At 65.8% G+C, this 20,540-nt stretch carries 10 protein-coding genes; 2 read left to right on the plus strand and 8 right to left on the minus strand.

The genetic code is table 11. The features are described 5' to 3' along the window. Nucleotides 1-58 precede the first annotated feature (58 nt). From mscK to J5M67_RS00350, 4 genes are all read right to left on the minus strand, one after another. Nucleotides 59-3,415 (minus strand): mechanosensitive channel MscK, encoded by a 3,357-nt coding sequence (mscK, locus tag J5M67_RS00335; protein WP_207882169.1) that lies wholly within the window; start codon nucleotides 3,413-3,415, stop codon nucleotides 59-61. 83 nt (nucleotides 3,416-3,498) lie between these two features. Continuing rightward, nucleotides 3,499-5,241, minus strand: coding sequence for a potassium/proton antiporter (locus tag J5M67_RS00340; RefSeq protein WP_207882171.1), 1,743 nt, complete (start codon nucleotides 5,239-5,241; stop codon nucleotides 3,499-3,501). Between the two features lie 100 nt (nucleotides 5,242-5,341). Next, on the minus strand, nucleotides 5,342-5,998 hold the full coding sequence (locus J5M67_RS00345) for a hypothetical protein (protein WP_207882173.1): 657 nt from the start codon (nucleotides 5,996-5,998) through the stop codon (nucleotides 5,342-5,344). A 161-nt stretch (nucleotides 5,999-6,159) separates the two neighbouring features. Then, nucleotides 6,160-7,962 (minus strand): acyl-CoA dehydrogenase, encoded by a 1,803-nt coding sequence (locus tag J5M67_RS00350; protein WP_207882175.1) that lies wholly within the window; start codon nucleotides 7,960-7,962, stop codon nucleotides 6,160-6,162. 132 nt (nucleotides 7,963-8,094) lie between these two features. Here J5M67_RS00350 and J5M67_RS00355 point away from each other — a divergent pair, with 132 nt between their 5' ends. Next, nucleotides 8,095-8,931, plus strand: coding sequence for a 23S rRNA (adenine(2030)-N(6))-methyltransferase RlmJ (locus J5M67_RS00355; protein ID WP_207882177.1), 837 nt, complete (start codon nucleotides 8,095-8,097; stop codon nucleotides 8,929-8,931). 216 nt (nucleotides 8,932-9,147) lie between these two features. Here the strand turns inward: J5M67_RS00355 and msrA are convergent, their stop codons facing one another. The 4 genes from msrA to aceE all read right to left on the minus strand — a co-directional run bounded on the left by msrA (nucleotide 9,148) and on the right by aceE (nucleotide 17,158). Next, nucleotides 9,148-9,795, minus strand: a complete 648-nt coding sequence (gene msrA / locus J5M67_RS00360; RefSeq protein ID WP_207882179.1) for a peptide-methionine (S)-S-oxide reductase MsrA — start codon at nucleotides 9,793-9,795, stop codon at nucleotides 9,148-9,150. An 82-nt stretch (nucleotides 9,796-9,877) separates the two neighbouring features. Then, nucleotides 9,878-12,577, minus strand: coding sequence for a bifunctional diguanylate cyclase/phosphodiesterase (locus tag J5M67_RS00365; protein WP_207882181.1), 2,700 nt, complete (start codon nucleotides 12,575-12,577; stop codon nucleotides 9,878-9,880). A gap of 286 nt (nucleotides 12,578-12,863) precedes the next feature. Then, entirely contained in the window at nucleotides 12,864-14,498 is a 1,635-nt protein-coding gene (gene aceF, locus J5M67_RS00370) for a dihydrolipoyllysine-residue acetyltransferase (RefSeq protein WP_207882182.1), read from the minus strand. Nucleotides 14,499-14,509: 11 nt separating this feature from the next. Then, the gene (gene aceE, locus J5M67_RS00375; RefSeq protein WP_207882184.1) at nucleotides 14,510-17,158 is read right to left on the minus strand and encodes a pyruvate dehydrogenase (acetyl-transferring), homodimeric type; all 2,649 of its coding nucleotides are present in this window, start codon (nucleotides 17,156-17,158) and stop codon (nucleotides 14,510-14,512) included. Nucleotides 17,159-17,402: 244 nt separating this feature from the next. Here aceE and glnE point away from each other — a divergent pair, with 244 nt between their 5' ends. Beyond that, nucleotides 17,403-20,348: a bifunctional [glutamate--ammonia ligase]-adenylyl-L-tyrosine phosphorylase/[glutamate--ammonia-ligase] adenylyltransferase gene (gene glnE, locus J5M67_RS00380; RefSeq protein WP_207882186.1), complete on the plus strand. Its 2,946-nt coding sequence runs from the start codon at nucleotides 17,403-17,405 to the stop codon at nucleotides 20,346-20,348. Nucleotides 20,349-20,540: the final 192 nt, after the last annotated feature.

Here is a 20,540-nt window from a genome sequence, read left to right on the forward strand (position 1 = left end):
ACGCAAACTCCGGATAAGTCCGAGCATTGTGCTCGGACTTATCCGAAGGCGTCCACCCTCAGGCCTTGCTGGCGTCGGGCTTGTCCTGCACCGCCTTGACCGGAACCGGCGCGGTAGAGGGCTGCTGGCCGATGACCAGTTGGGCTTCCTGGCCCTGCAGGTTCTTCACGAACACGTCGACCTGGTTGAAGGCCATGTCGATGCCGTTCTCGCGGAAGGCCAGGGCGATGCGGGTGAGGGTTTCGTCCACCGCCGGGTTGCGATCGCCCAGCTCGCGCACGTGGAAGCGCAGCTCGTAGTCGAAGGTGCTGGCGCTGATGGTGGTGAAGTACAGCACCGGCTCCGGGTCGCGCAGGATGCGGCTGTTGGCATGGGCCGCGTCGAGCATGATCTTGCGCGCCAGCGGCAGGTCGCTCTCGTAGGCCAGGCCGATCTTGATGGTGACCCGCGTGACGGTGTCGCTCAACGACCAGTTCACCAGTTGGCCGGTGATGAAGGTCTGGTTGGGGACGATGATTTCCTTGCGGTCGAAGTCGGTGATGGTGGTGGCACGGATGCGAATCCGGCTGACGGTGCCGGACAGGCTGCCGATGGTCACCACGTCGCCGATCCGTACCGGGCGCTCGAAGAGGATGATCAGGCCGGAGACGAAGTTGGAGAAGATCGCCTGCAGGCCGAAACCCAGGCCCACCGAGAGCGCGGCCACCAGCCATTGCAGCTTGTCCCAGCTCACGCCCAGGGTGGACAGCGCGCTGACGAAGCCGACGCCGCTGATGGCGTAGGAGAGCAGGGTGGTGATGGCGTAGGCGCTGCCCTGGGCCAGGGTCAGGCGCTGCAGCACCAGCACTTCCAGCAGGCCGGGCAGGTTGCGCGCCAGGGCCACGGTCACGGCGGCGATGACCAGCGCCATGAGGAAGTCGCCCAGGCTGATCGGCGTGGTCGATGCCGCATCGCCGGTACCGGTGGTGTACTGGTAGAGGGTCACGTTGTCGAGGTAGGAGACCACGCTGATCAGGTCGGCCCAGACCCAGTACAGGGTCACCACGAAGCCGATCAACAGGCCCAGGCGGATCAGTCGCATCGACTGCTCGTTGATCTGCTCGATGCCCAGGGTCGGCTCTTCCACCACTTCGCCGCCCTCGATGCCTTCCTTGGCCGGCGACTGGCGCTTGGTCAGTGCGCGCTGGTAGGCCAGGCGTCGCGCGGCCACGCTCATGCCGCGGACGAAAGTAGCTTCCACCACCATCCAGAACATCAGCAGGAACAGGGTGTCGATCAGCCGGTCGGTGAGCTTGAGCGCGGTGTAGTAGTAACCGAAGCCCACCGCCAGGAACAGCGCCACGGGCAGCACGGTGAAGCCCAGGCCAACGATCATCTTGATCAGCGACGGACGTTCGCTGGAGGGGCTGCCGAACAGCAGCTGGCCCAGTATCCAGGTCATTGCCGCGTAGCCGAACAGGACGATGCCGATGCCGATCACGTCGTCGGCCAGGCTGGCCGGCTGGTGCTCGGCGACGGTGACCACCGCGACCAGCGACATCACCACCAGACCCAGTCGGCGCATCAGCTTGCCGAGGAACTGCACCTGTGCCTGGCTCCAGTGGAAGTGCCGCTCGGCGATGCCACCCGGACGCAGGATGCGGTGCGCGGTGTAGAACACCAGCCAGACCTGCGCCATTTCCAGCAGCGCGCTGCCGAGGGTGGCGTTCTGGCCGCGGGCGTCGAGCAGCAGGGCCAGGCCGGCGATCGCCAGCGCCAGGGTGCCGGGCAGCGCCAGCAGGACGGCGAGCAGCAGGGCCAATGGGGTGTGTGCCTGGCCGTCGCGCTTGAAGTGGCCGATGTCGTCGTTCAGCGATTCCAGCTTGTCGTAGAGGAACCGGCGTTTCCACAGGAGCGCCGCGACCAGCAGGAGCAGCGGGAGGAACAGGAAGGGGCGGTCGATCAGGCCCGCGCCGAGTTCTTTCACGCCCGAGCCCCAGGGCACTTCGGCCAGCTGGTGATGCAGCAGGGTCGGGGTCATCTTGAACCACGACAGGTCCAGCGGGCGGTTGCTGGGAATCCAGAACATCTGCTCGTCGAGGGTGGCGCGCAGCTTGTCGGCAGTTTCCTTGAGCTGCTTCTGGTTCAGCTGCAGGGTGATCGCTTCGTTGAGCAGCGCGTTCAGCTCGTGGTTGAGCCGCTCCATCAATTCCAGGCGGGTGTTGACCAGTTCACTCAGGTCATGGCGCAGCTGCGGGGTGATGCTTTCCTGCGGTTGCTGGGCCAGCAGATTGTCGATGTAGACCTCGGAGCTGTTCAGCTCGTCGCGCTTCTGGTTCAGCTCGAACTGGTACAGGCGCAGGTCGGCAATCTCGTCGGCCAGGTCGCGGTCAGTCTTGATCACCGGCAGCGATTGCTTCTGCTGGTAGAGGATCTTCGCCAGCAGCAGGCTGCCGCGCAGCACGTTGATCTGCTCGTCCAGCGCCTGCTCGCCCTGGGTCAGGTTGTCGAGCTGCTGCTTGGCTTCGAGGTCGCGCCGGGTCAGGGTGTTGAGACGATCGGTGGTGCGCAGCAGGTAGTCGGAGAGCTTGAGGTTGGCGGCGCTCTCCTGGCTCAGCAGGCTGTCGGTGCCGGCGGCCTGGTCGGCGTCCTTGGACAGCGCGGCGACGGTCTTCTCCGACTGCTCGCGGCGCTTCTCGCTGATCATCGTCTGCAGTTCGAGGGTTTCGTGCTCCTCGCGGCCGATACGTTCGGCCAGCAGGTCGCGCTGGCTGGAGGCGAGGTCGAGCAGCAGGTTGTTGCCGGCCAGTTGCTGGCGCAGCAATTGGTTCTGCGCGGTGAGCGCGGCCTGTTCGGCTACCAGCTCGTCGCGATGCTCGTCACCCAGCGGCTTGCCGCTTTCCTTGCCGACCTTGAGCAGGCTGGCGATCTCCAGCAGGCGTGTCTGGTTCCGGCTCAGGTCGGCCTGGGCGCGCTCGGGGCGGGTTTGCGCGGTGAGCGCATCGCTCTTGGCTTCGGCCATCTCCTTCTGCCAGGCGGCCAACTGGGTGGATTGCTCGTTGAGCAGCATTTCCAGCTGGACGGCGTTGTAGCCGGCGTAGCGCTGCGAGGCAGGCTTGTCGCTGCTGCCCTTGAGGCGATTCAGGGCCTTCTGGTTCTCGCTGATCATCTTGGGCGCGTCGGCCAGCTGGCCCTTGAGATCGGCCAGCTGCTTCTCGCTGTCAGCCTTGCTCGCCAGCAGCTTGAGGGTGTTCTCGAGGCTCGCCTTGAGCAGCTTGGCGTCGGCCTCCGGCAGCTTGCGGTCGGCCAAACCGTCGAGGCTTTGCTGCACCTGGTCGGCGCTGGGCGGAGTGGTTTCGGCGGCCAGCGCGGGCAGGCCGGTGAGCGTGCCGCCCAGAAGGACGACGGTAAGCAGGGTACGCAGCAGGAATGACATGGTCGCGATCAGCGGCTCGTGCGGAAAGTGGAGTGAGGTTAGTGCTGGCAGGCCGGCGCCCGCAAGCGAGCGCCGGTGGGCGGTCAGAGGAACAGGCCGGGGCCGGGGCGACCTTCGGGGAATTTGACCCCCACCTTGCGGATCTTGTTCCCATCCAGGGCGGCCACGGTCCAGGTCAGGCCGTTCCATTCCACCTGGTCGCCGATGATCGCCTGGCCGCCGATTTCGTGGGCGATGAAGCGGCCCAGGGTCTGCTCGCCGTCCACGCCCTCCAGCTTCAGGCCGTACAGCGAGGCCACGGCGGAGAGCTGGCCGTCGCCTTCGAGGACGAAGTCGCCGAAGAAGCGCGCACTCAGGCCACGGTCCGGCGCCTGGCTGAACAGCTTGCCCAAGGCGGAGAGGTCGTGCTCGTGACCGATCACGCAAAGAATGTCATCGGCTTCGAGAATGGTACTGCCCGACGGGTGCAGCAGTTGGGTGCCGCGGAACAGGGCGGCGATACGGGTGCCTTCTGGCATCTTCAGCTCGCGCAGGGCGGCGCCGATGCACCACTTTTCCTTGCTCAGGTGGTAGACGAACAGCTCCCATTCGCTGGTCGGGTGCACTTCCAGGCCGGCGCGGGAGATCGGCGCCGGGTCCGGCGGCACGATGACCCGCAGCAGCTTGGCGGCCCAGGGCAGGCTGGTGCCCTGCACCAGCAGGGAAACCAGCACGATGAAGAAGGCCACGTTGAAGAACAGCTGGGCGTTGGGCAGTCCGGCCATCAACGGGAACACCGCGAGGATGATCGGTACCGCGCCGCGCAGGCCGACCCAGGCGATGAAGGCCTTTTCGCGGGTATGGAAGGCGCGGAACGGAATCAGGCCGACCAGCACCGACAGCGGGCGGGCGAAGAGGATCATCCATAGCGCCAGCCCCAGCGCCGGCAGGGCGATGGGCCAGAGATCGTGGGGCGTGACCAGCAGGCCGAGGACCAGGAACATGCCGATCTGCGCCAGCCACGCCATGCCGTCGAGCATGTGCAGGATGCCGTGGCGAGAGCGGATCGGCTGGTTGCCCAGCATCAGGCCGCACAGATAGATGGCAAGGATGCCGCTGCCATGCACCGCGTTGGACACGGCGAAGATCAGCAGGCCGCCGCTGATCACCAGCAGCGGGTAGAGGCCGCTGGCCAGGTGGATGCGGTTGATCACCTGCAGCAGCAGCCAGCCGCCACCCAGGCCGAGCAGCGAGCCGATGCCGAACTCGCGCAGGAAGTGCCAGAGAAAGCTCCAGCTCATGCCGCTTTCGCCGTGGGCGAGCATGTCGATCAGGGTGACGGTGAGGAACACCGCCATCGGGTCGTTGCTGCCCGACTCGATTTCCAGGGTGGCGGTGACCCGCTCGTTGAGGCCCTTGCCGCCGAGCAGTGAGAACACCGCCGCGGCGTCGGTGGAGCCGACGATGGCGCCGATCAGCAGGCCCTCCATCCAGCTCAGCTTGAACAGCCAGGCGGCGGCGATGCCGGTCAGCCCGGCGGTGATCAGAACCCCGGCGGTGGCCAGGGACAGCGCGGGCCAGAGCGCTACGCGGAAGCTCGCCACTCGGGTGCGCAAGCCGCCATCGAGGAGGATGACCGCGAGTGCCAGGTTGCCCACCAGGTAGGCAATGGGATAGTTGGAGAAGCCGATGCCGCCGGGGCCGTCGGTACCCGCGACCATGCCCACGGCGAGGAAGATCACCAGGATCGGGATGCCCAGTCGCGAAGACAGCGAGCTGACCAGGATGCTCATGCCGATCAGGACAGCAGCGATCAGGAAATAGCTGTTGATGGCCACGGCATCCACAGTGTATCGACCTCCAGGGTAGTGGGGAGTGGCGACGCTACTGGGGATCAGGATGCAGGCCGCATGCCAGGCGATTCTAACCTGCGGATTTGCAAGGCTGTCAAAGGTTAGTTGAGGTTCGTTCGGCGACGATTTCCGGCCAGGACGCGGCGTCGCTCCAGGCGGGAACCGGGTTGAGGGTGGCGAGTGCGGCGGGCGCCCAGCTCAGCGGTTCGTCGGGAACGAGACGGACCGCCGAGAGGCAGGCTTCCCGGTCGTGCTGCAGTGTGACGAGGGCCTTGTGCACTTCGCCGGACAGGTTGGCCTGACGGCTGCCACTGACAGCGCGAACCTGCGTATGCCAGAGGCTTCGCGCCGAACTGCCGGCGACGCCGCAACTGCCCAGCGGCTCGTAGTAGGACGAGCCGAACTGGGCGTAGCCGGCATTGACCAGCGCATTGAAGTAGCGGCTCTGCGAGGCGATGGATTGACCATCGCCGCCACGCAGCACGGCCAGTCCGTCGGTCATCGCCTTGTCGATGGTCTTCAGGTAGGCGTCGGCGTGTTCGAAGGCTTCGGCGCTGGGCTCGTTGTAGATGGGCGCGGCGTTCAGCGTCTGTGCCGGGGGGCGCAATGGGCTATCGCCGGGGAGTGCGTCCACCGAGTTCGGGGTCAGCAGGAAAACCATGCAGGTCAGCCCGACTGCGATGGCGAGCAGGGGCAGCAGAACGGGCAGGTTGTGGGACAGGCGGGGGAGCGTCGGAAGGTAGGTGGCCATGGGCATGACTGACGTGACGGTGCGCGGGCGCTATTCAACGTCATGGAACCCCGGTTTTTCTGCCGGTTGATTTGGTGGTACTTGTCAGTTTTTTCCGTAATTGATGAGTGAGCGGCATAAAAAAGCCCCGGACGTGGCCGGGGCTGGAGGGACATGCAGGACTAGAACCAGGCGTCCTGCATGGTGGAACAGGTGTCGTCGCGGGCTTCGAGCAGGCCCAGTTCGTGGTGGCAGGACGGCACTTCCCAGGTCAGGAAGTAGCGCGCGGCCTGGAGCTTGCCGCGGTAGAAGTCGGTGTCCGAAGGATTGCCGCGCGCCAGGCCCTCCTCGGCGCGAATCGCCTGCTCCAGCCAGCGCCAGCCGATCACGGCGTGGCCGAATACCTTGAGGTACAGCGCGGAGTTCGCCAGCCCTTGCGCCACGCGGCCCTGCATCAGGTCGCCGAGCAGGCTCAGGGTGGTTGCCGACAGGCGCGCCATCAGCTGCTCCAGCGGCTCGCGCAGCCTGTCCAGCGTCGGGTGCGCCTGGGCGCGCGCGCAGCACTGGTTGATCAGGCGAGTCAGTTGCTTGAGGCCGGCGCCATTGTTCTGCGCCAGCTTGCGCCCCAGCAGGTCCAGCGACTGGATGCCGTGGGTGCCTTCGTGGATCGGGTTCAGGCGGTTGTCGCGGTAGTACTGCTCCACCGGGTATTCGCGGGTGTAGCCGTGGCCGCCGAGGATCTGGATCGCCAGTTCGTTGGCCTTCAGGCAGAACTCCGAGGGCCAGGATTTGACGATCGGGGTGAGCAGGTCGAGCAGTTCGTGGGCCTGCTTGCGCTCTTCCTCGCTGGGCAGGGTTTCGCAGTCGTCCACCAGGCGCGCGGCGTACAGGCCGAGGTCGAAGGCGCCTTCGACGTAGGCTTTCTGGGTCAGCAGCATGCGGCGCACGTCGGTGTGCTCGATGATCGACACCGGCGCGGAGGTCGGGTCCTTGGCATCCACCGGGCGGCCCTGCGGACGTTCGCGGGCGTATTCCAGGGAATACAGGTAGCCGGCGTAGCCGAGCATGATCGCGCCCATGCCGACGCCGATGCGTGCCTCGTTCATCATCTGGAACATGTAGGCCAGGCCGTGGTGCGGCTTGCCGACCAGGTAGCCGACGCATTCGCCCTTGTCACCGAAGTTCAGGGCGGTGGAGGTGGTGCCGCGCCAGCCCATCTTGTGGAACAGGCCGGCCAGGGTCACGTCGTTGCGTGCGCCGAGGGAGCCGTCGGCGTTGACCAGGAATTTCGGCACGATGAACAGGCTGATGCCTTTCACCCCGGCCGGGGCATCTGGCAGCTTGGCCAGCACCATGTGCACGATGTTGTCCGACAGCGGATGGTCGCCGCCGGAGATGAAGATCTTGTTGCCGCGGATACGGTAGCTGCCGTCGGCGGCGGGTTCGGCGCGAGTGCGGATGTCCGCCAGGGAGGAGCCGGCGTGGGGCTCGGTCAGCGCCATGGTGCCGAAGTAGCGGCCCTCGATCATCGGCTGCAGGAACAGGCGCTTCTGCTCCTCGCTGCCGAAGGTCTCGATCAGGTGGCTGGCGCCCATGCTCAGCATCGGGTAGGACGAGGTGGCGATGTTGGCCGACTGGAAGTGCGCGAAGCAGGCCCGCGAGAGCAGGTGCGGCAGCTGCATGCCGCCCTGTTCGAAGCTGCGCGAGGCATTCTGGAAACCGGCCTCGTTGAAGGCGTCCACCGCCGGCTTCACCTCCGGGATCAGTACCGCGCCGCCGTCGACGTACTGCGGTTCGTTCTCGTCGTTCTTGCGGTTGTGCGGGGCGAACAGCTCCTCGGCGATACCACGGGCGGTGCCCAGGGCGGCGTCGAAGGTCTCGCGGTTGTGGTCGGCGAAGCGTTCGCGCTGGGTCAGTGCCTCGGCGTCGAGCACTTCGTAGAGTTCGAAAGCGAGGTTGCGGGAGCTGAGCAGGGTCTCGGACATGGTCGATCTCCGTGGGAATGGCCGCAGTCTAGTCTGGTGAATGAAGTCCTCACAGAATCATCCATGAGCGTGATAAAGGGCTAAAACACCTCGACTACGGCTACACTGCGCGCCTTGAGGAGTCTGCCATCCATGAACTACCGCCACGCCTACCACGCCGGCAACCATGCCGACGTGTTCAAACACATCGCCCTGGCGCGCATCTTCGCGCTGATGGCGCGCAAGGACACGCCCTTCGCCTACCTCGATAGCCACTCGGGTGTTGGCCTGTACGACCTGCTGGGCGACGAAGCCAGCCGTACCGGCGAATGGGAGTCGGGTATCGGTCGCCTGTGGGAACGCGAGGACCTGCCGGAGCTGGTGCAGGACTACCTGGAGGTGGTGCGGGCGCTCAATCCCGACGGCGAGCTGGAGTTCTATCCCGGTTCGCCGGAGTTGGCGCGCCGCCTGACCCGGTCGCAGGACCGGGTGCTGCTGAATGAGCTGCATCCAGAGGATGGCCGCCTGCTCAAGGCCAACATGGGCGGCGAACGCCGCATCGCTGTGCATCAGGGCGACGGCTGGCTGCTGCCGCGCGCCTTCCTGCCGGTATCCGAGAAGCGCGGCGTGCTGCTGATCGACCCGCCCTTCGAGCAGCCGGATGACCTGGAGCGCTGCGTGGCCGCGCTGGACGAGGCCATCGGTCGCATGCGCCAGACCGTGGTCGCCATCTGGTACCCGATCAAGGACCGCCGCCAGCTCAAGCGCTTCTACCAGCGCCTGGAGAAGTGCTCGGCGCCCAAGCTGCTGCGTGCCGAACTGTGCGTGCATCCGGCGGATACCGCCGAGCGCCTGAACGGCTCTGGCCTGGTCATCGCCAACCCGCCGTGGCCGCTGGATGAAGAGCTGCGCGGCCTGCTGCCGTGGTTGGCGGACACGCTGGCGCAGAGCGAAGGCAGCTGGCAGCTGGACTGGCTGATCGCGGAATGAAAAAAGCCCCGGCAAGTGCCGGGGCTTTTCTTTGGGCTCTTCGTAGGAGCGGATTTATCCGCGATAGGCTTGGCGAGGGGCTCGGCCAATCGCGGACGGAGTCCGCTCCTACGTTGGCGGCGGGCACGGAGCTCCCCTGTAGGAGCGGGCCATGCCCGCGATTCGCGGACAAGGTCCGCTCCTACGGGAGCGAACAGTACGGCGCAATACCAGCGCTCACGCCGGCAGGCAAACGCCGGTGCCGCCCAGGCCGCAGTAGCCGTTGGGGTTCTTCGCCAGGTACTGCTGGTGGTAGGCCTCGGCATAGTAGAACGGCGGCACCTCGCGGATTTCCGTGGTGATCTCGCCGTAGCCCTTGGCGCTCAGTTCCTTCTGGAACGCAGCGCGGCTGGCTTCGATGGCGGCTTTCTGCGCCTGGTCGAACCAGTAGACCGCCGAACGGTACTGGGTGCCGGTGTCGTTGCCCTGGCGCATGCCCTGGGTCGGGTCGTGGGATTCCCAGAACACCTTGAGCAGCGCCTCGATGCTGGTTTCGCGCGGGTCGAAGACCACCAGCACCACTTCGGTGTGGCCGGTCAGGCCGGAGCAGACTTCGTCGTAGGTCGGATTCGGGGTCAGGCCGCCGGCGTAACCCACCGCGGTCACCCACACGCCCGGCTGTTGCCAGAAGCGCCGCTCGGCGCCCCAGAAGCAGCCGAGGCCGACGACGATCTGCTGCAGGCCGGCGGGGAAGGGCGCGCTCAGCGGGCGGCAGTTGACGTAATGCGTTTCCGGCACTGGCATCGGGCTTTCCCGGCCCGGCAGGGCTTGGGCGGAGCTGGGCAGTTCCAGCTTGTGGGCAAGTATTTGCGAGCGCAGGGTCATGGCATTCGTCTCCTCTGAATAGGGGCGGCAATAGACTCGGGTACTCACGGAAGATTACAGCGTTTCGCCCTCGCTGCGGGGCTCAATTCGGGCGGCAGGGATAGCGCTGGAGGCTGGAGGAGAGATCGATGCCGGGGATCGGCTTGTCGAACAGGTAACCCTGGCCGATGTCGCAGCGGTTGCGCCGCAGGAAGGCCAGCTGGGCGGCGGTTTCCACGCCTTCGGCGACCACCTGCAGCTTGAGGTTGTGGGCCATGGCGATCACCGCCGAGGTGATTTCCATGTCGTCCTGGTTGTCGGGAATGTCCTTGATGAAGCTGCGATCGATCTTGATCACGTCGATGGGGAATTTCTTCAGATAGCTCAGCGACGAGTAGCCGGTGCCGAAGTCGTCCATGGCCAGGGTCAGGCCGAGGCTCTTCAGGTTTTCCAGTTGCTGGCGGGTGTCGTCGGTGGCGTCAAGCAGCAGGCTTTCGGTGAGCTCCAACTCCATCTGGTCGGCGGGGATGCCTTCTTCCTGGAGGATCGCGGCGATCGAGCCGACCAGGTCGGGGTCGCTGAACTGCTTGGGCGACAGGTTGATCGCGATGTGCAGTTCGCCCAGGCCCTTGGCCGCCAGGTCGCGCACCTGGCGACAGGCCTGGCGGATCACCCATTTGCCGATGGGGATGATCAGGCCGGTTTCCTCGGCGACGCTGATGAACTGGTCGGGGCGGATCATGCCCTTTTCCGGGTGCTGCCAGCGCAGCAGCGCCTCCAGGCCGAGCAGCTGGCCGCTGCGCAGGCACAGCTTGGGCTGGTAGTGCACCGCCAGTTCGTCCTGCACCAGCGCGCGGCGCAGGTTGCTCTCGACGAACAGCTTGTAGCTGGCTTCGGCGGTCATCGCCTCGGTGAAGGTCTGTACCTGGTGCTTGCCGTTGGCCTTGGCCTTGTGCAGGGCGAGGCCGGCGTTCTTCATCAGGGTCTGTGGGTCGTGGCCGTGCTGCGGCGCATAGGCGATGCCGATGGAGCCGGTGACGTTGATCAGTTGGTTGTCCACGAACAACGGCTTGTCGAGCACATCGAGGATCTGCTCGGCGATCTGCTCGCCGCGGTCGACCACCGACTCTTCCAGCAGCACGGCGAATTCGTTGCTGGCAAAGCGCGCCAGGGTGGTGTTGTCGCTGAGGCTGCTGCGCAGGCGCCGGGCCAGGTTGGCCAGCAGCTTGTCGCCGGTCTGGTGACCGAGGCTGTCGTTGATCCGCTTGAAGTTGTCGATGTCCACCAGCACCAGGCCCAGCGAGTGCTTGCTGCCGGCCTGCAGGCGCTCTTCCAGGGCGCTGATGAAGAAGTGCCGGTTGGCCAGCCCGGTGAGGTTGTCGCGGTAGGCGAGCTTCTCGATGTGCTGCTGGGCCAGCTTGCTCTGGGTGATGTCTTCGTAGATGCCGATGTAGTGGGTCAGCTCGCCCTTGTCGTCGTGAACCTTCGACAGCGACAGCTGGCCCCAGTAGGGCTCCAGGTTCTTGCGCCGGCTGCGGAACTCACCCTGCCAGCTGTTCTGGCTGACCAGGGTGGAGCGCGCGTCGAACAGCAGATCGCCCAGGTTGGTCAGTGCGGGAAGCTCCGGCAGGCGGCGGCCGCGCACTTCATCGGCGCCGTACTGGGTGATGGCGGTGAAGCTCGGGTTGACGTACTCCACCAGCCCCTCGCGGTCGATCAGCAGGAAGGCGCTGGCGCTCTGTTCGACGGCGCGCTGGAACAGGTGCAGGGCGCTGGAGGCGTTGCGCCGCTCATGGTTCATCAGGACCTGGGCATACTGGTCGGCCAGTTCGCCGGCGAAGGCGATCTCGTCGCTCTGCCACATGCGCACCTCGCCGATGTGCTCCAGGCACAGCACGCCGACCACTTCGCCGCCGATGCGGATGGTGGCGTCGAGCAACGCGCTGATGCCCAGGGGGCGCAGATGACGCTTGGCCAGCTCCTGGGTGCGCGGATCCTGGAGGGCGTTGTGGGCGTCGATGGCGCGGCCGCTGTGGACCGCGTCGAGGTAGTGGGGGAAGTTGCTGGCGTCGATGTCCGGCGGCTTTTCGTACTGGTCGGTGTCGCGGCGGTACACGGTGACCGCTTCCAGGCGATTGTCCGCATGCAGGCGCCAGATGCCGGCGCGGGCTACGTCATAGGCTTCGCAGGCGGCCTGGGCGATCAGTTGCGCGGCCTCCAGCAGCGGGTCGCTGGACAGGTAGCGGTGCCGCGCCAGGCGCACGATCAGGTTCTGCTGGGTGCGTGAGCGCACCAGGTGCTGCAGGTGTTCGTCCTGGGAGCGCTGGTACATTTCCAGCGACATCTTCAGACGCAGGTTCTGGGCTTCCAGGTCCAGGAGGCGCGGGTCCAGCTCGACGTCCTGGGCGTCACCCTCGTCCTGCAGCAGGTAGCCGTGCAGCAGTTGCCGGCCGTGCTGCTGGAAGGATTCGCCGACCTCCAGGATGTTCAGCGTGCCGCGCGGCGAGTGCAGGCAGTAGCGCACCTGGTAGCGGCCATCCTGCAGCAGTTGCTGCTGGACATGCTCATGCAGGCGATGGCGCGCCTCGGGCTCCATCAGGCTGGCATAGGGGGCGTCGAGGATGCCACAGAGGTCCTGGGCGGGCACGCCGATCTGGCGTTCGCAGCCCGGGTCGAGGAACAGCAGGGTCCAGCTGGCTTCGTTCAAGCGCTCGAAGCGCAACAACCCCAGCCGCGAAGGGACGGGGAGCTGCGTGACAACCTCGGCCACCGAACGGCTGGCGGCATCGGGATGACTCTTCATGCGCGGCTTGATTTCCAGGTGCTGGCGAGGTGCATCGCCTCGGCCGAATAATATGGGCGCTGCAAGATTTGCATGCCGCGTGGGCCGCTGACAAGCCAGGACTTTATCGGCCGTCACGCAGGGAAGTTAAGTCGAGGGCGGATGTGGCATCAAGCCGCCGGCCTGAAGCCTGCGGACAAAAAGAAGCCCCGCCATCCGGCAGGGCTGGAGAGAACGAGCGTGGCGTGCTCGTCGAGAGGAAGGCCGGCACAGGGCCGGCCTTTTACAACACTTACAACCGTGACACTTACAACAGCAGGGTGCGGATATCACCCAGCAGGTCGGACAGGCGCTTGGTGTAGCGCGCGGCGGCCGCCCCGTTGATCACGCGGTGATCGTAGGACAGCGACAGCGGCAGCATCAGGCGCGGCTGGAAGGCCTTGCCGTCCCACACCGGCTGCATGGTCGCCTTGCTGACGCCCAGGATCGCCACTTCCGGCGCGTTGACGATCGGCGTGAAGCCGGTGCCGCCAATGTGCCCGAGGCTGGAGATGGTGAAGCAGGCGCCCTGCATGGCGTCGGCGGAGAGCTTCTTGGTGCGCGCTTTCTCGGCCAGTTCGGCGGCTTCGGCGGCGAGCTGCAGGAGGCTCTTCTGGTCGACGTTCTTGATCACCGGGACCAGCAGGCCATCCGGGGTGTCCACGGCAAAGCCGATGTGCACGTACTTCTTGCGGATCAGCGCCTTGCCGCTGGGGGCCAGCGAGCTGTTGAAGTCCGGCATTTCCTTGAGCAGGTGGGCACAGGCCTTGAGCAGGATCGGCAGCACGGTCAGCTTGACGCCGGCCTTCTCCGCGACGGCTTTCTGGGCCACGCGGAAGGCTTCCATCTCGGTGATGTCGGCCGAGTCGAACTGGGTCACGTGCGGCACGTTCAGCCAGCTGCGATGCAGGTTGGCGGCGCCGACCTGCATCAGGCGGGTCATCGCCACTTCTTCCACTTCGCCGAACTTGCTGAAGTCGACTTCCGGAATCGGCGGGATGCCCGCGCCACCGCTGGCGCCTGCCGGCGCGCCGGATTTGGCGCGTTGCAGTTGTTCTTTCACGAACGCCTGCACGTCTTCCTTGAGGATGCGGCCCTTCGGACCGGTGCCTTTCACTTCGGACAGCTCGACGCCGAACTCGCGGGCAACCATGCGTACGGCCGGGCCTGCGTGAACCTTGGTGCCGTCACGGCTGGGCGCGCCCACCGGGGCGACTTCCGCGGCCTTGGCCGGCGCGGCGGCAGCCGGTGCGGGAGCCGCAGCCGGTGCAGCAGCGGCCGGAGCCGGAGCTTGCGCGGCGGCAGGAGCAGCCGCGCCTGCCACCTTGAGCTTGAGGATCAGGTCGCCGGTGCCGACTTCGTCACCGATCTTGATCGACACGCTTTCCACCACGCCGGCAACCGGCGAGGGGATTTCCATACTGGCCTTGTCCGATTCCAGGGTGATCAGCGACTGGTCGGCTTCGACCGTGTCGCCGGCTTTCACCATGACTTCGATGACGTTGGCCTTGCCGGCCGAGCCGATGTCCGGGACATGGATGTCCTGGACGCTGGCGCCAGCGGCGGGCGCGGCAGCCGGAGCCGGGGCAGCGGCCGGAGCCTCTGCCTTCGGTGCTTCCGGAGCCGGTGCCGGAGCTTCGGCCTTGGGCGCTTCGGCGGCAGCCGAACCACCCTCGACTTCCAGTTCGAGGATCTCGTCGCCTTCCTTCAGGGTGTCACCCACCTTGACCTTCAGGCTCTTCACCACGCCGGCCTTGGGTGAGGGGATCTCCATGCTGGCCTTGTCCGACTCCAGGGTCAGCAGGCTCTGGTCGGCCTCTACGGTGTCGCCGACCTTGACCAGCAGTTCGATGACTTCACCCTGACCATTGCCGATGTCGGGTACACGAATCAGTTCGCTCATCGTGCCTCTCCTCAGCAGTCCAGCGGGTTGCGTTTTTCGGGGTTGATGCCGAACTTGGCGATGGCTTCGGCCACCACTTTGGGTTCGATATCACCACGGTCGGCCAGGGCTTCCAGCGCGGCCAGAACGACCCAGTGACGGTCCACTTCGAAGAAGTCGCGCAGCTTGCGGCGGCTGTCGCTGCGGCCGAAGCCGTCGGTGCCCAGCACCTTGTACTCCTTGCTCGGCACCCACTGACGGATCTGCTCGGCATAGAGCTTCATGTAGTCGGTGGAGGCGATCACCGGGCCCTTGCGGCCGGCCAGGCACTCTTCGACGTAGCTCTGCTTGGGCTTCTGGCCCGGGTGCAGGCGGTTCCAGCGCTCCACGGCCAGGCCGTCGCGACGCAGTTCGTTGAAGCTGGGTACCGACCAGACGTCGGCGCCGATGCCGAAGTCGTTGCGCAGGATCTTCGCGGCTTCCTCGACTTCGCGCAGGATGGTGCCCGAGCCCAGCAGCTGCACATGGTGCGCGGCGGCCTTCTTGTCCTCGTCGAGGAGGTACATGCCCTTGATGATGCCTTCTTCCACGCCCTTGGGCATGGCCGGCTGAACGTAGTTCTCGTTCATCACGGTGATGTAATAGAAGATGTCCTGCTGCTCTTCGATCATCTGGCGCGAGCCTTCGCGGATGATCACCGCCAGCTCGTAGGCGTAGGTCGGATCGTAGGTGCGGCAGTTCGGGATGGTCGCCGCCAGCAGGTGGCTGTGACCGTCTTCGTGCTGCAGGCCTTCACCGTTCAGGGTGGTGCGGCCGGCGGTGCCGCCGATCAGGAAGCCGTGCGCGCGGCTGTCGCCAGCGGCCCAGGCCAGGTCGCCGATACGCTGGAAGCCGAACATCGAGTAGAAGATGTAGAACGGCAGCATCGGCTGGTTGTGCGTGGAGTACGAGGTACCCGCGGCGATCCAGCTGGACATGGCGCCGGCTTCGTTGATGCCTTCCTCGAGGATCTGACCTTTCTTGTCCTCGCGGTAGAACATCACCTGGTCTTTATCCACCGGCTCGTACAGCTGGCCGACGGAGGAGTAGATACCCAGCTGGCGGAACATGCCTTCCATACCGAAGGTACGGGCTTCGTCCGGCACGATCGGGACGATGCGCGGGCCGAGTTCCTTGTCCTTGACCAGCTGCGAGATGATCCGCACGAAGGCCATGGTGGTGGAGATTTCGCGGTCGCCCGAGCCGTCGAGGATGGCCTTGAGGGTTTCCAGCGGGGGAACCGGGACCTGGAAGCTCTTCTCGCGGCGAACCGGCATCACGCCACCCAGGGCGGCACGGCGGTTGGCCAGGTACTTGGCTTCGGCGCTGCCTTCTTCGGGGCGGTAGAACGGCAGGTTTTCCAGGTCGGCATCCTTGATCGGGATGTCGAACTTGTCGCGGAACGACTTCAGGGACTCGACGTCGACCTTCTTGACGTTGTGCGCGATGTTCTTCGCTTCGCCGGAACCTGTGCCGTAGCCCTTGATGGTCTTGGCCAGGATGACGGTCGGCTGGCCCTTGTGGTTGACCGCCTGGTGGTAGGCCGCATAGACCTTGTAGGGGTCGTGGCCGCCACGGTTGAGTTTCCAGATCTCTTCGTCGGAGAGGTCCTTGACCATCTCCAGCAGCTCGGGACGTGCACCGAAGAAGTGCTCGCGCACGTAGGCGCCGTCCTTGGCCTTGTAGTTCTGGTATTCGCCGTCGATGACCTCGTCCATGCGCGCTTGCAGCAGGCCGGCTTCGTCCTTGGCGAACAGCGGGTCCCAGAAGCGGCCCCAGACCACCTTGTTGACGTTCCACTCGGCGCCACGGAACACGCCTTCGAGTTCCTGGATGATCTTGCCGTTGCCGCGAACCGGGCCGTCGAGGCGCTGCAGGTTGCAGTTGATGACGAAGATCAGGTTGTCCAGCTTCTCGCGGCCGGCCAGGGAGATCGCGCCCAGGGATTCGGGCTCGTCGCACTCGCCGTCGCCCATGAAGCACCAGACCTTCTGCTTGCCGGCGGGGATGAAGCCGCGGCTTTCCAGGTACTTCATGAAGCGCGCCTGGTAGATCGCCTGGATCGGGCCCAGACCCATGGAAACGGTCGGGAACTGCCAGAAGTCCGGCATCAGCCAGGGGTGCGGGTAGGAGGACAGGCCGTTGCCGTCCACTTCCTGGCGGAAGTTGTTCAGCTGGTCTTCGGTGATGCGGCCTTCGAGGAAGGCACGGGCATAGACGCCGGGGGAGGCATGGCCCTGGAAGAACACCAGGTCGCCGCCGTGTTCGTCGGTCGGGGCCTGGAAGAAATAGTTGAAGCCAACGTCGTACAGGGTCGCGGAGGACGCGAAGGAGGAGATGTGGCCGCCCAGATCCGGGTCGTTCTTGTTGGCCTTCATCACCATCGCCAGGGCGTTCCAGCGCACCAGGGAGCGGATGCGGCGTTCCATGAACAGGTCGCCGGGCATGCGGGCTTCGTGGGTGACCGGAATGGTGTTGCGATACGGCGTGGTGATGGCGTAGGGCAGTTGGGTGCCGGACCGGCTGGCCAGCTCGCCCATACGGGTCATCAGGTAATGGGCGCGGTCTTCACCTTCACGGTCCAGGACCGATTCCAGGGCGTCCAGCCATTCCTGGGTTTCGACGGGATCAAGGTCTTGCATGGCTTGCTCCAGGGCGGAAAGGCTTCCAGAATCGGAAGCCAGTAGATCGTTGCCGATAGCTGCATCAACCTCGTGGGCGACGCGGCGAATTCTTGGAAGTACACCGGGGGTGCGTCCGGCGGGTTGTAGTTTTACTACAAATCGCCGGCAGTTACATCCCTCTGCCAGAAAAAGTTAGTAGTAAAACTACAGGGGCGCGAAAAGACAGGAATGCCGGCGCCTCGCCGACCCCTCAGGATAGAACATGAGCCTGCCGTCCCTGGCCGCTGTGCCGGCCACGCTGAAGCCCCTCGCCGAGCGAGCCGAGCAGAATTTCCGCTCCGCCGTTTCCCTGCTTTCCCCCGAACAGATCGCCAGTTTCGACACGTGGTCCGACGAGCGGCATGCCGACTTCGCCCGGGTCACTGCCGGTAGCGACTTCGTCGCCGAGCAGGTCCAGCGCGATCCTGCCTTTTTATTGGAGCTGGCTGCGACCGGCGAACTGGAGCGCGGCCTGCAGCCGGGCGAGATGCACGCCCAGCTGGAGGCGCTGCTGCACGAGTGCGCCGACGAGGATGAGCTGGGTCGCCGCCTGCGCCGCTTCCGCCGTCGCCAGCAGGTGCGCATCATCTGGCGCGACCTGACCCGCCGCAGCGATCTGGCCGGCACCTGCCGTGACCTGTCCGACCTGGCCGATGCCTGCATCGACCAGGCCTATCAATGGCTGTACGTGCGCCACTGCCAGCAGTTCGGTACGCCCATCGGCAATCGCTCCGGCTCGCCGCAGCACCTGATCGTGCTGGGTATGGGCAAGCTGGGGGCGGGAGAGCTGAATCTGTCCTCGGACATCGACCTGATCTTCGGTTATCCCGAAGGCGGCGAGACCCAGGGCGCCAAGCGCGCGCTGGACAATCAGGAGTTCTTCACCCGTCTGGGGCAGAAGCTGATCAAGGCGCTGGACGCCATCACCGTCGAAGGGTTCGCCTTCCGCGTCGACATGCGCCTGCGTCCCTATGGCTCAAGCGGCCCGCTGGTGTACAGCTTCGCCGCGCTGGAACAGTACTATCAGGACCAGGGCCGCGACTGGGAACGCTACGCGATGATCAAGGCGCGGGTGGTCGGCGGCGACCAGGAGGCCGGCCAGCGCCTGCTGGAGATGCTGCGGCCGTTCGTCTACCGCCGCTACCTGGACTTCTCCGCCATCGAGGCGCTGCGCACCATGAAGCAGCTGATCCAGCAGGAGGTCCGACGCAAGGGCATGAGCGAGAACATCAAGCTGGGTGCCGGCGGTATCCGCGAGGTGGAGTTCATCGCCCAGGCCTTCCAGCTGATCCACGGCGGCCGCGATCTGAGCCTGCAACAGCGGCCGCTGCTGCGGGTGCTGGCGATCCTCGAAGGGCAGGGCTACCTGCCGCCGCAGGTGGTCGCCGAACTGCGCGAGGGCTACGAATTCCTGCGCTACGCCGAGCATGCCCTGCAGGCCATCGCCGACCGGCAGACGCAGATGCTGCCGGAGGACGAGCTGGAGCGTATCCGCGTGGCCTTCATCATGGGCTTCGCCAACTGGTCGGCCTTCCACGAGGCCATCAATCATTGGCGCGAGCGCATCGACTGGCATTTCCACCAGGTCATCGCCGACCCGGACGAAGACGAGGACGGCAAGGTCGACACGACTATTGGTGGCGAGTGGATTCCGATCTGGGAAGAGGCGGTGGACGAGGAGTCCGCCTGCCGGCAATTCGCCGATGCCGGGTTCACCCAGCCGGCGGCCGCCTGGAAGCGCCTGACCGACCTGCGCAATGGCCCGCAGGTGCGCGCCATGCAGCGCCTGGGGCGGGAGCGGCTGGATGCCTTCATGCCGCGCCTGTTGAACATGATCGCCGAGCGCGGTCCGGCGGACGTGCTGCTGGAGCGCACGCTGCCGCTGATCGAGGCGGTGGCGCGGCGCTCGGCCTATCTCGTGCTGCTCACCGAGAACCCCGGCGCGCTGGAGCGTCTGCTGACCCTTTGCGCGGCCAGCCCGATGGTGGCCGAACAGATTGCCAAGTTCCCCATCCTGCTCGACGAACTATTGAATGAAGGGCGGCTGTTCCGCCCGCCCCAGGCCGCCGAGCTGGGCGCCGAGCTGCGCGAGCGGCTGATGCGCATCCCTGCGGACGACCTCGAACAGCAGATGGAAACCCTGCGCCACTTCAAGCTGGCCCACGCCCTGCGCGTGGTGGCGTCGGAGATCGCCGGGACGCTGCCGCTGATGAAAGTCAGCGACTACCTGACCTGGCTGGCCGAGGCGATCCTCGACCAGGTGCTGGCGCTGGCCTGGGATCAACTGGTGCAGCGCCACGGCCGGCCGGCCCGCGCCGACGGTACGCCCTGCGATCCTGACTTTATCATCATCGGCTATGGCAAGTCCGGCGGGCTGGAGCTGGGCCACGGCTCGGACCTGGACCTGGTGTTCATCCACGACGGCGACCCGCAGAGCGAAACCGACGGCGAGAAGTCCATCGATGGCGCGCAGTTCTACACGCGACTGGGGCAGAAGATCATCCACTTCCTCACCGCGCAGACGCCGTCCGGCACTCTATATGAGGTGGATATGCGCCTGCGCCCCAGTGGTGCCTCGGGCCTGCTGGTCAGCTCGTTGCGCGCCTTCGAGGCCTACCAGATGGGTGAGGCCTGGACCTGGGAGCACCAGGCCCTGGTGCGCGCTCGCGTGCTGGCCGGCTGCAAGCGCGTCGCCGGCGCCTTCGAGGCGATTCGCGCGAAAGTGCTCGGCCAGCAGCGCGACCTGGCGGAGCTGCGCAAGGAGGTCAGCGAGATGCGCGCCAAGATGCGCGACAACCTGGGGACTCCCGCCACAGCCGCCGGCACCGCGAAAAATGCCTTCGAAGCCACGGCCTCGTTCGATCTCAAGCAGGATGCCGGTGGTATCGTCGATATCGAATTTATGGTGCAATACGCGGCCCTGGCCTGGTCGTGGCAGCACCCGGAACTGCTGGAGTTCACCGACAACATCCGCATTCTGGACGGGCTTGAGCGAGTTGGCCTGATGTCCGGTGAGGATGTCCTTCGCCTGCAGGACGCCTACCGGGCGTACCGCGCGGCGGCCCACCGGCTGTCCCTGCAGAAGCAGCCGGGCGTGGTGAGCGGCGACCACTTCCATTCCGAACGCCGCATGGTGATGGCGATGTGGAAGGCCTTCGAGCTGACCTGAGTCACCCGGCTTCCTCCGTAAATTCCCCCCGAAGAACTGACGGACAGGATGATGGCCGCCAGGTCGGCGGGGGTTGAAACCTGACCGGGACCGGTCGGTTCTGGCGCTGCGCCAGGTCACAGGGAGTGACGAAATCCGCCCGGCCGGCGCGCTGGCTGGGCTAGACTGCGGGCATTCGATGCCTGGCACCCG

The organism is Pseudomonas sp. 30_B, assembly GCF_017491605.1.
Taxonomy (GTDB): Bacteria; Pseudomonadota; Gammaproteobacteria; order Pseudomonadales; family Pseudomonadaceae; genus Pseudomonas.

Excerpts from the sequence above, each read along its gene's own strand:
- mscK (WP_207882169.1), bottom strand. The coding sequence starts at position 3,415 with ATGTCATTCCTGCTGCGTACCCTGCTTACCGTCGTCCTTCTGGGCGGC.
- J5M67_RS00345 (WP_207882173.1), bottom strand. The coding sequence starts at position 5,998 with ATGGCCACCTACCTTCCGACGCTCCCCCGCCTGTCCCACAACCTGCCC.
- msrA (WP_207882179.1), bottom strand. The coding sequence starts at position 9,795 with ATGACCCTGCGCTCGCAAATACTTGCCCACAAGCTGGAACTGCCCAGC.
- aceE (WP_207882184.1), bottom strand. The coding sequence starts at position 17,158 with ATGCAAGACCTTGATCCCGTCGAAACCCAGGAATGGCTGGACGCCCTG.
- glnE (WP_207882186.1), top strand. The coding sequence starts at position 17,403 with ATGAGCCTGCCGTCCCTGGCCGCTGTGCCGGCCACGCTGAAGCCCCTC.
- aceF (WP_207882182.1), bottom strand. The coding sequence starts at position 14,498 with ATGAGCGAACTGATTCGTGTACCCGACATCGGCAATGGTCAGGGTGAA.
- J5M67_RS00350 (WP_207882175.1), bottom strand. The coding sequence starts at position 7,962 with ATGTCCGAGACCCTGCTCAGCTCCCGCAACCTCGCTTTCGAACTCTAC.
- J5M67_RS00365 (WP_207882181.1), bottom strand. The coding sequence starts at position 12,577 with ATGAAGAGTCATCCCGATGCCGCCAGCCGTTCGGTGGCCGAGGTTGTC.
- J5M67_RS00355 (WP_207882177.1), top strand. The coding sequence starts at position 8,095 with ATGAACTACCGCCACGCCTACCACGCCGGCAACCATGCCGACGTGTTC.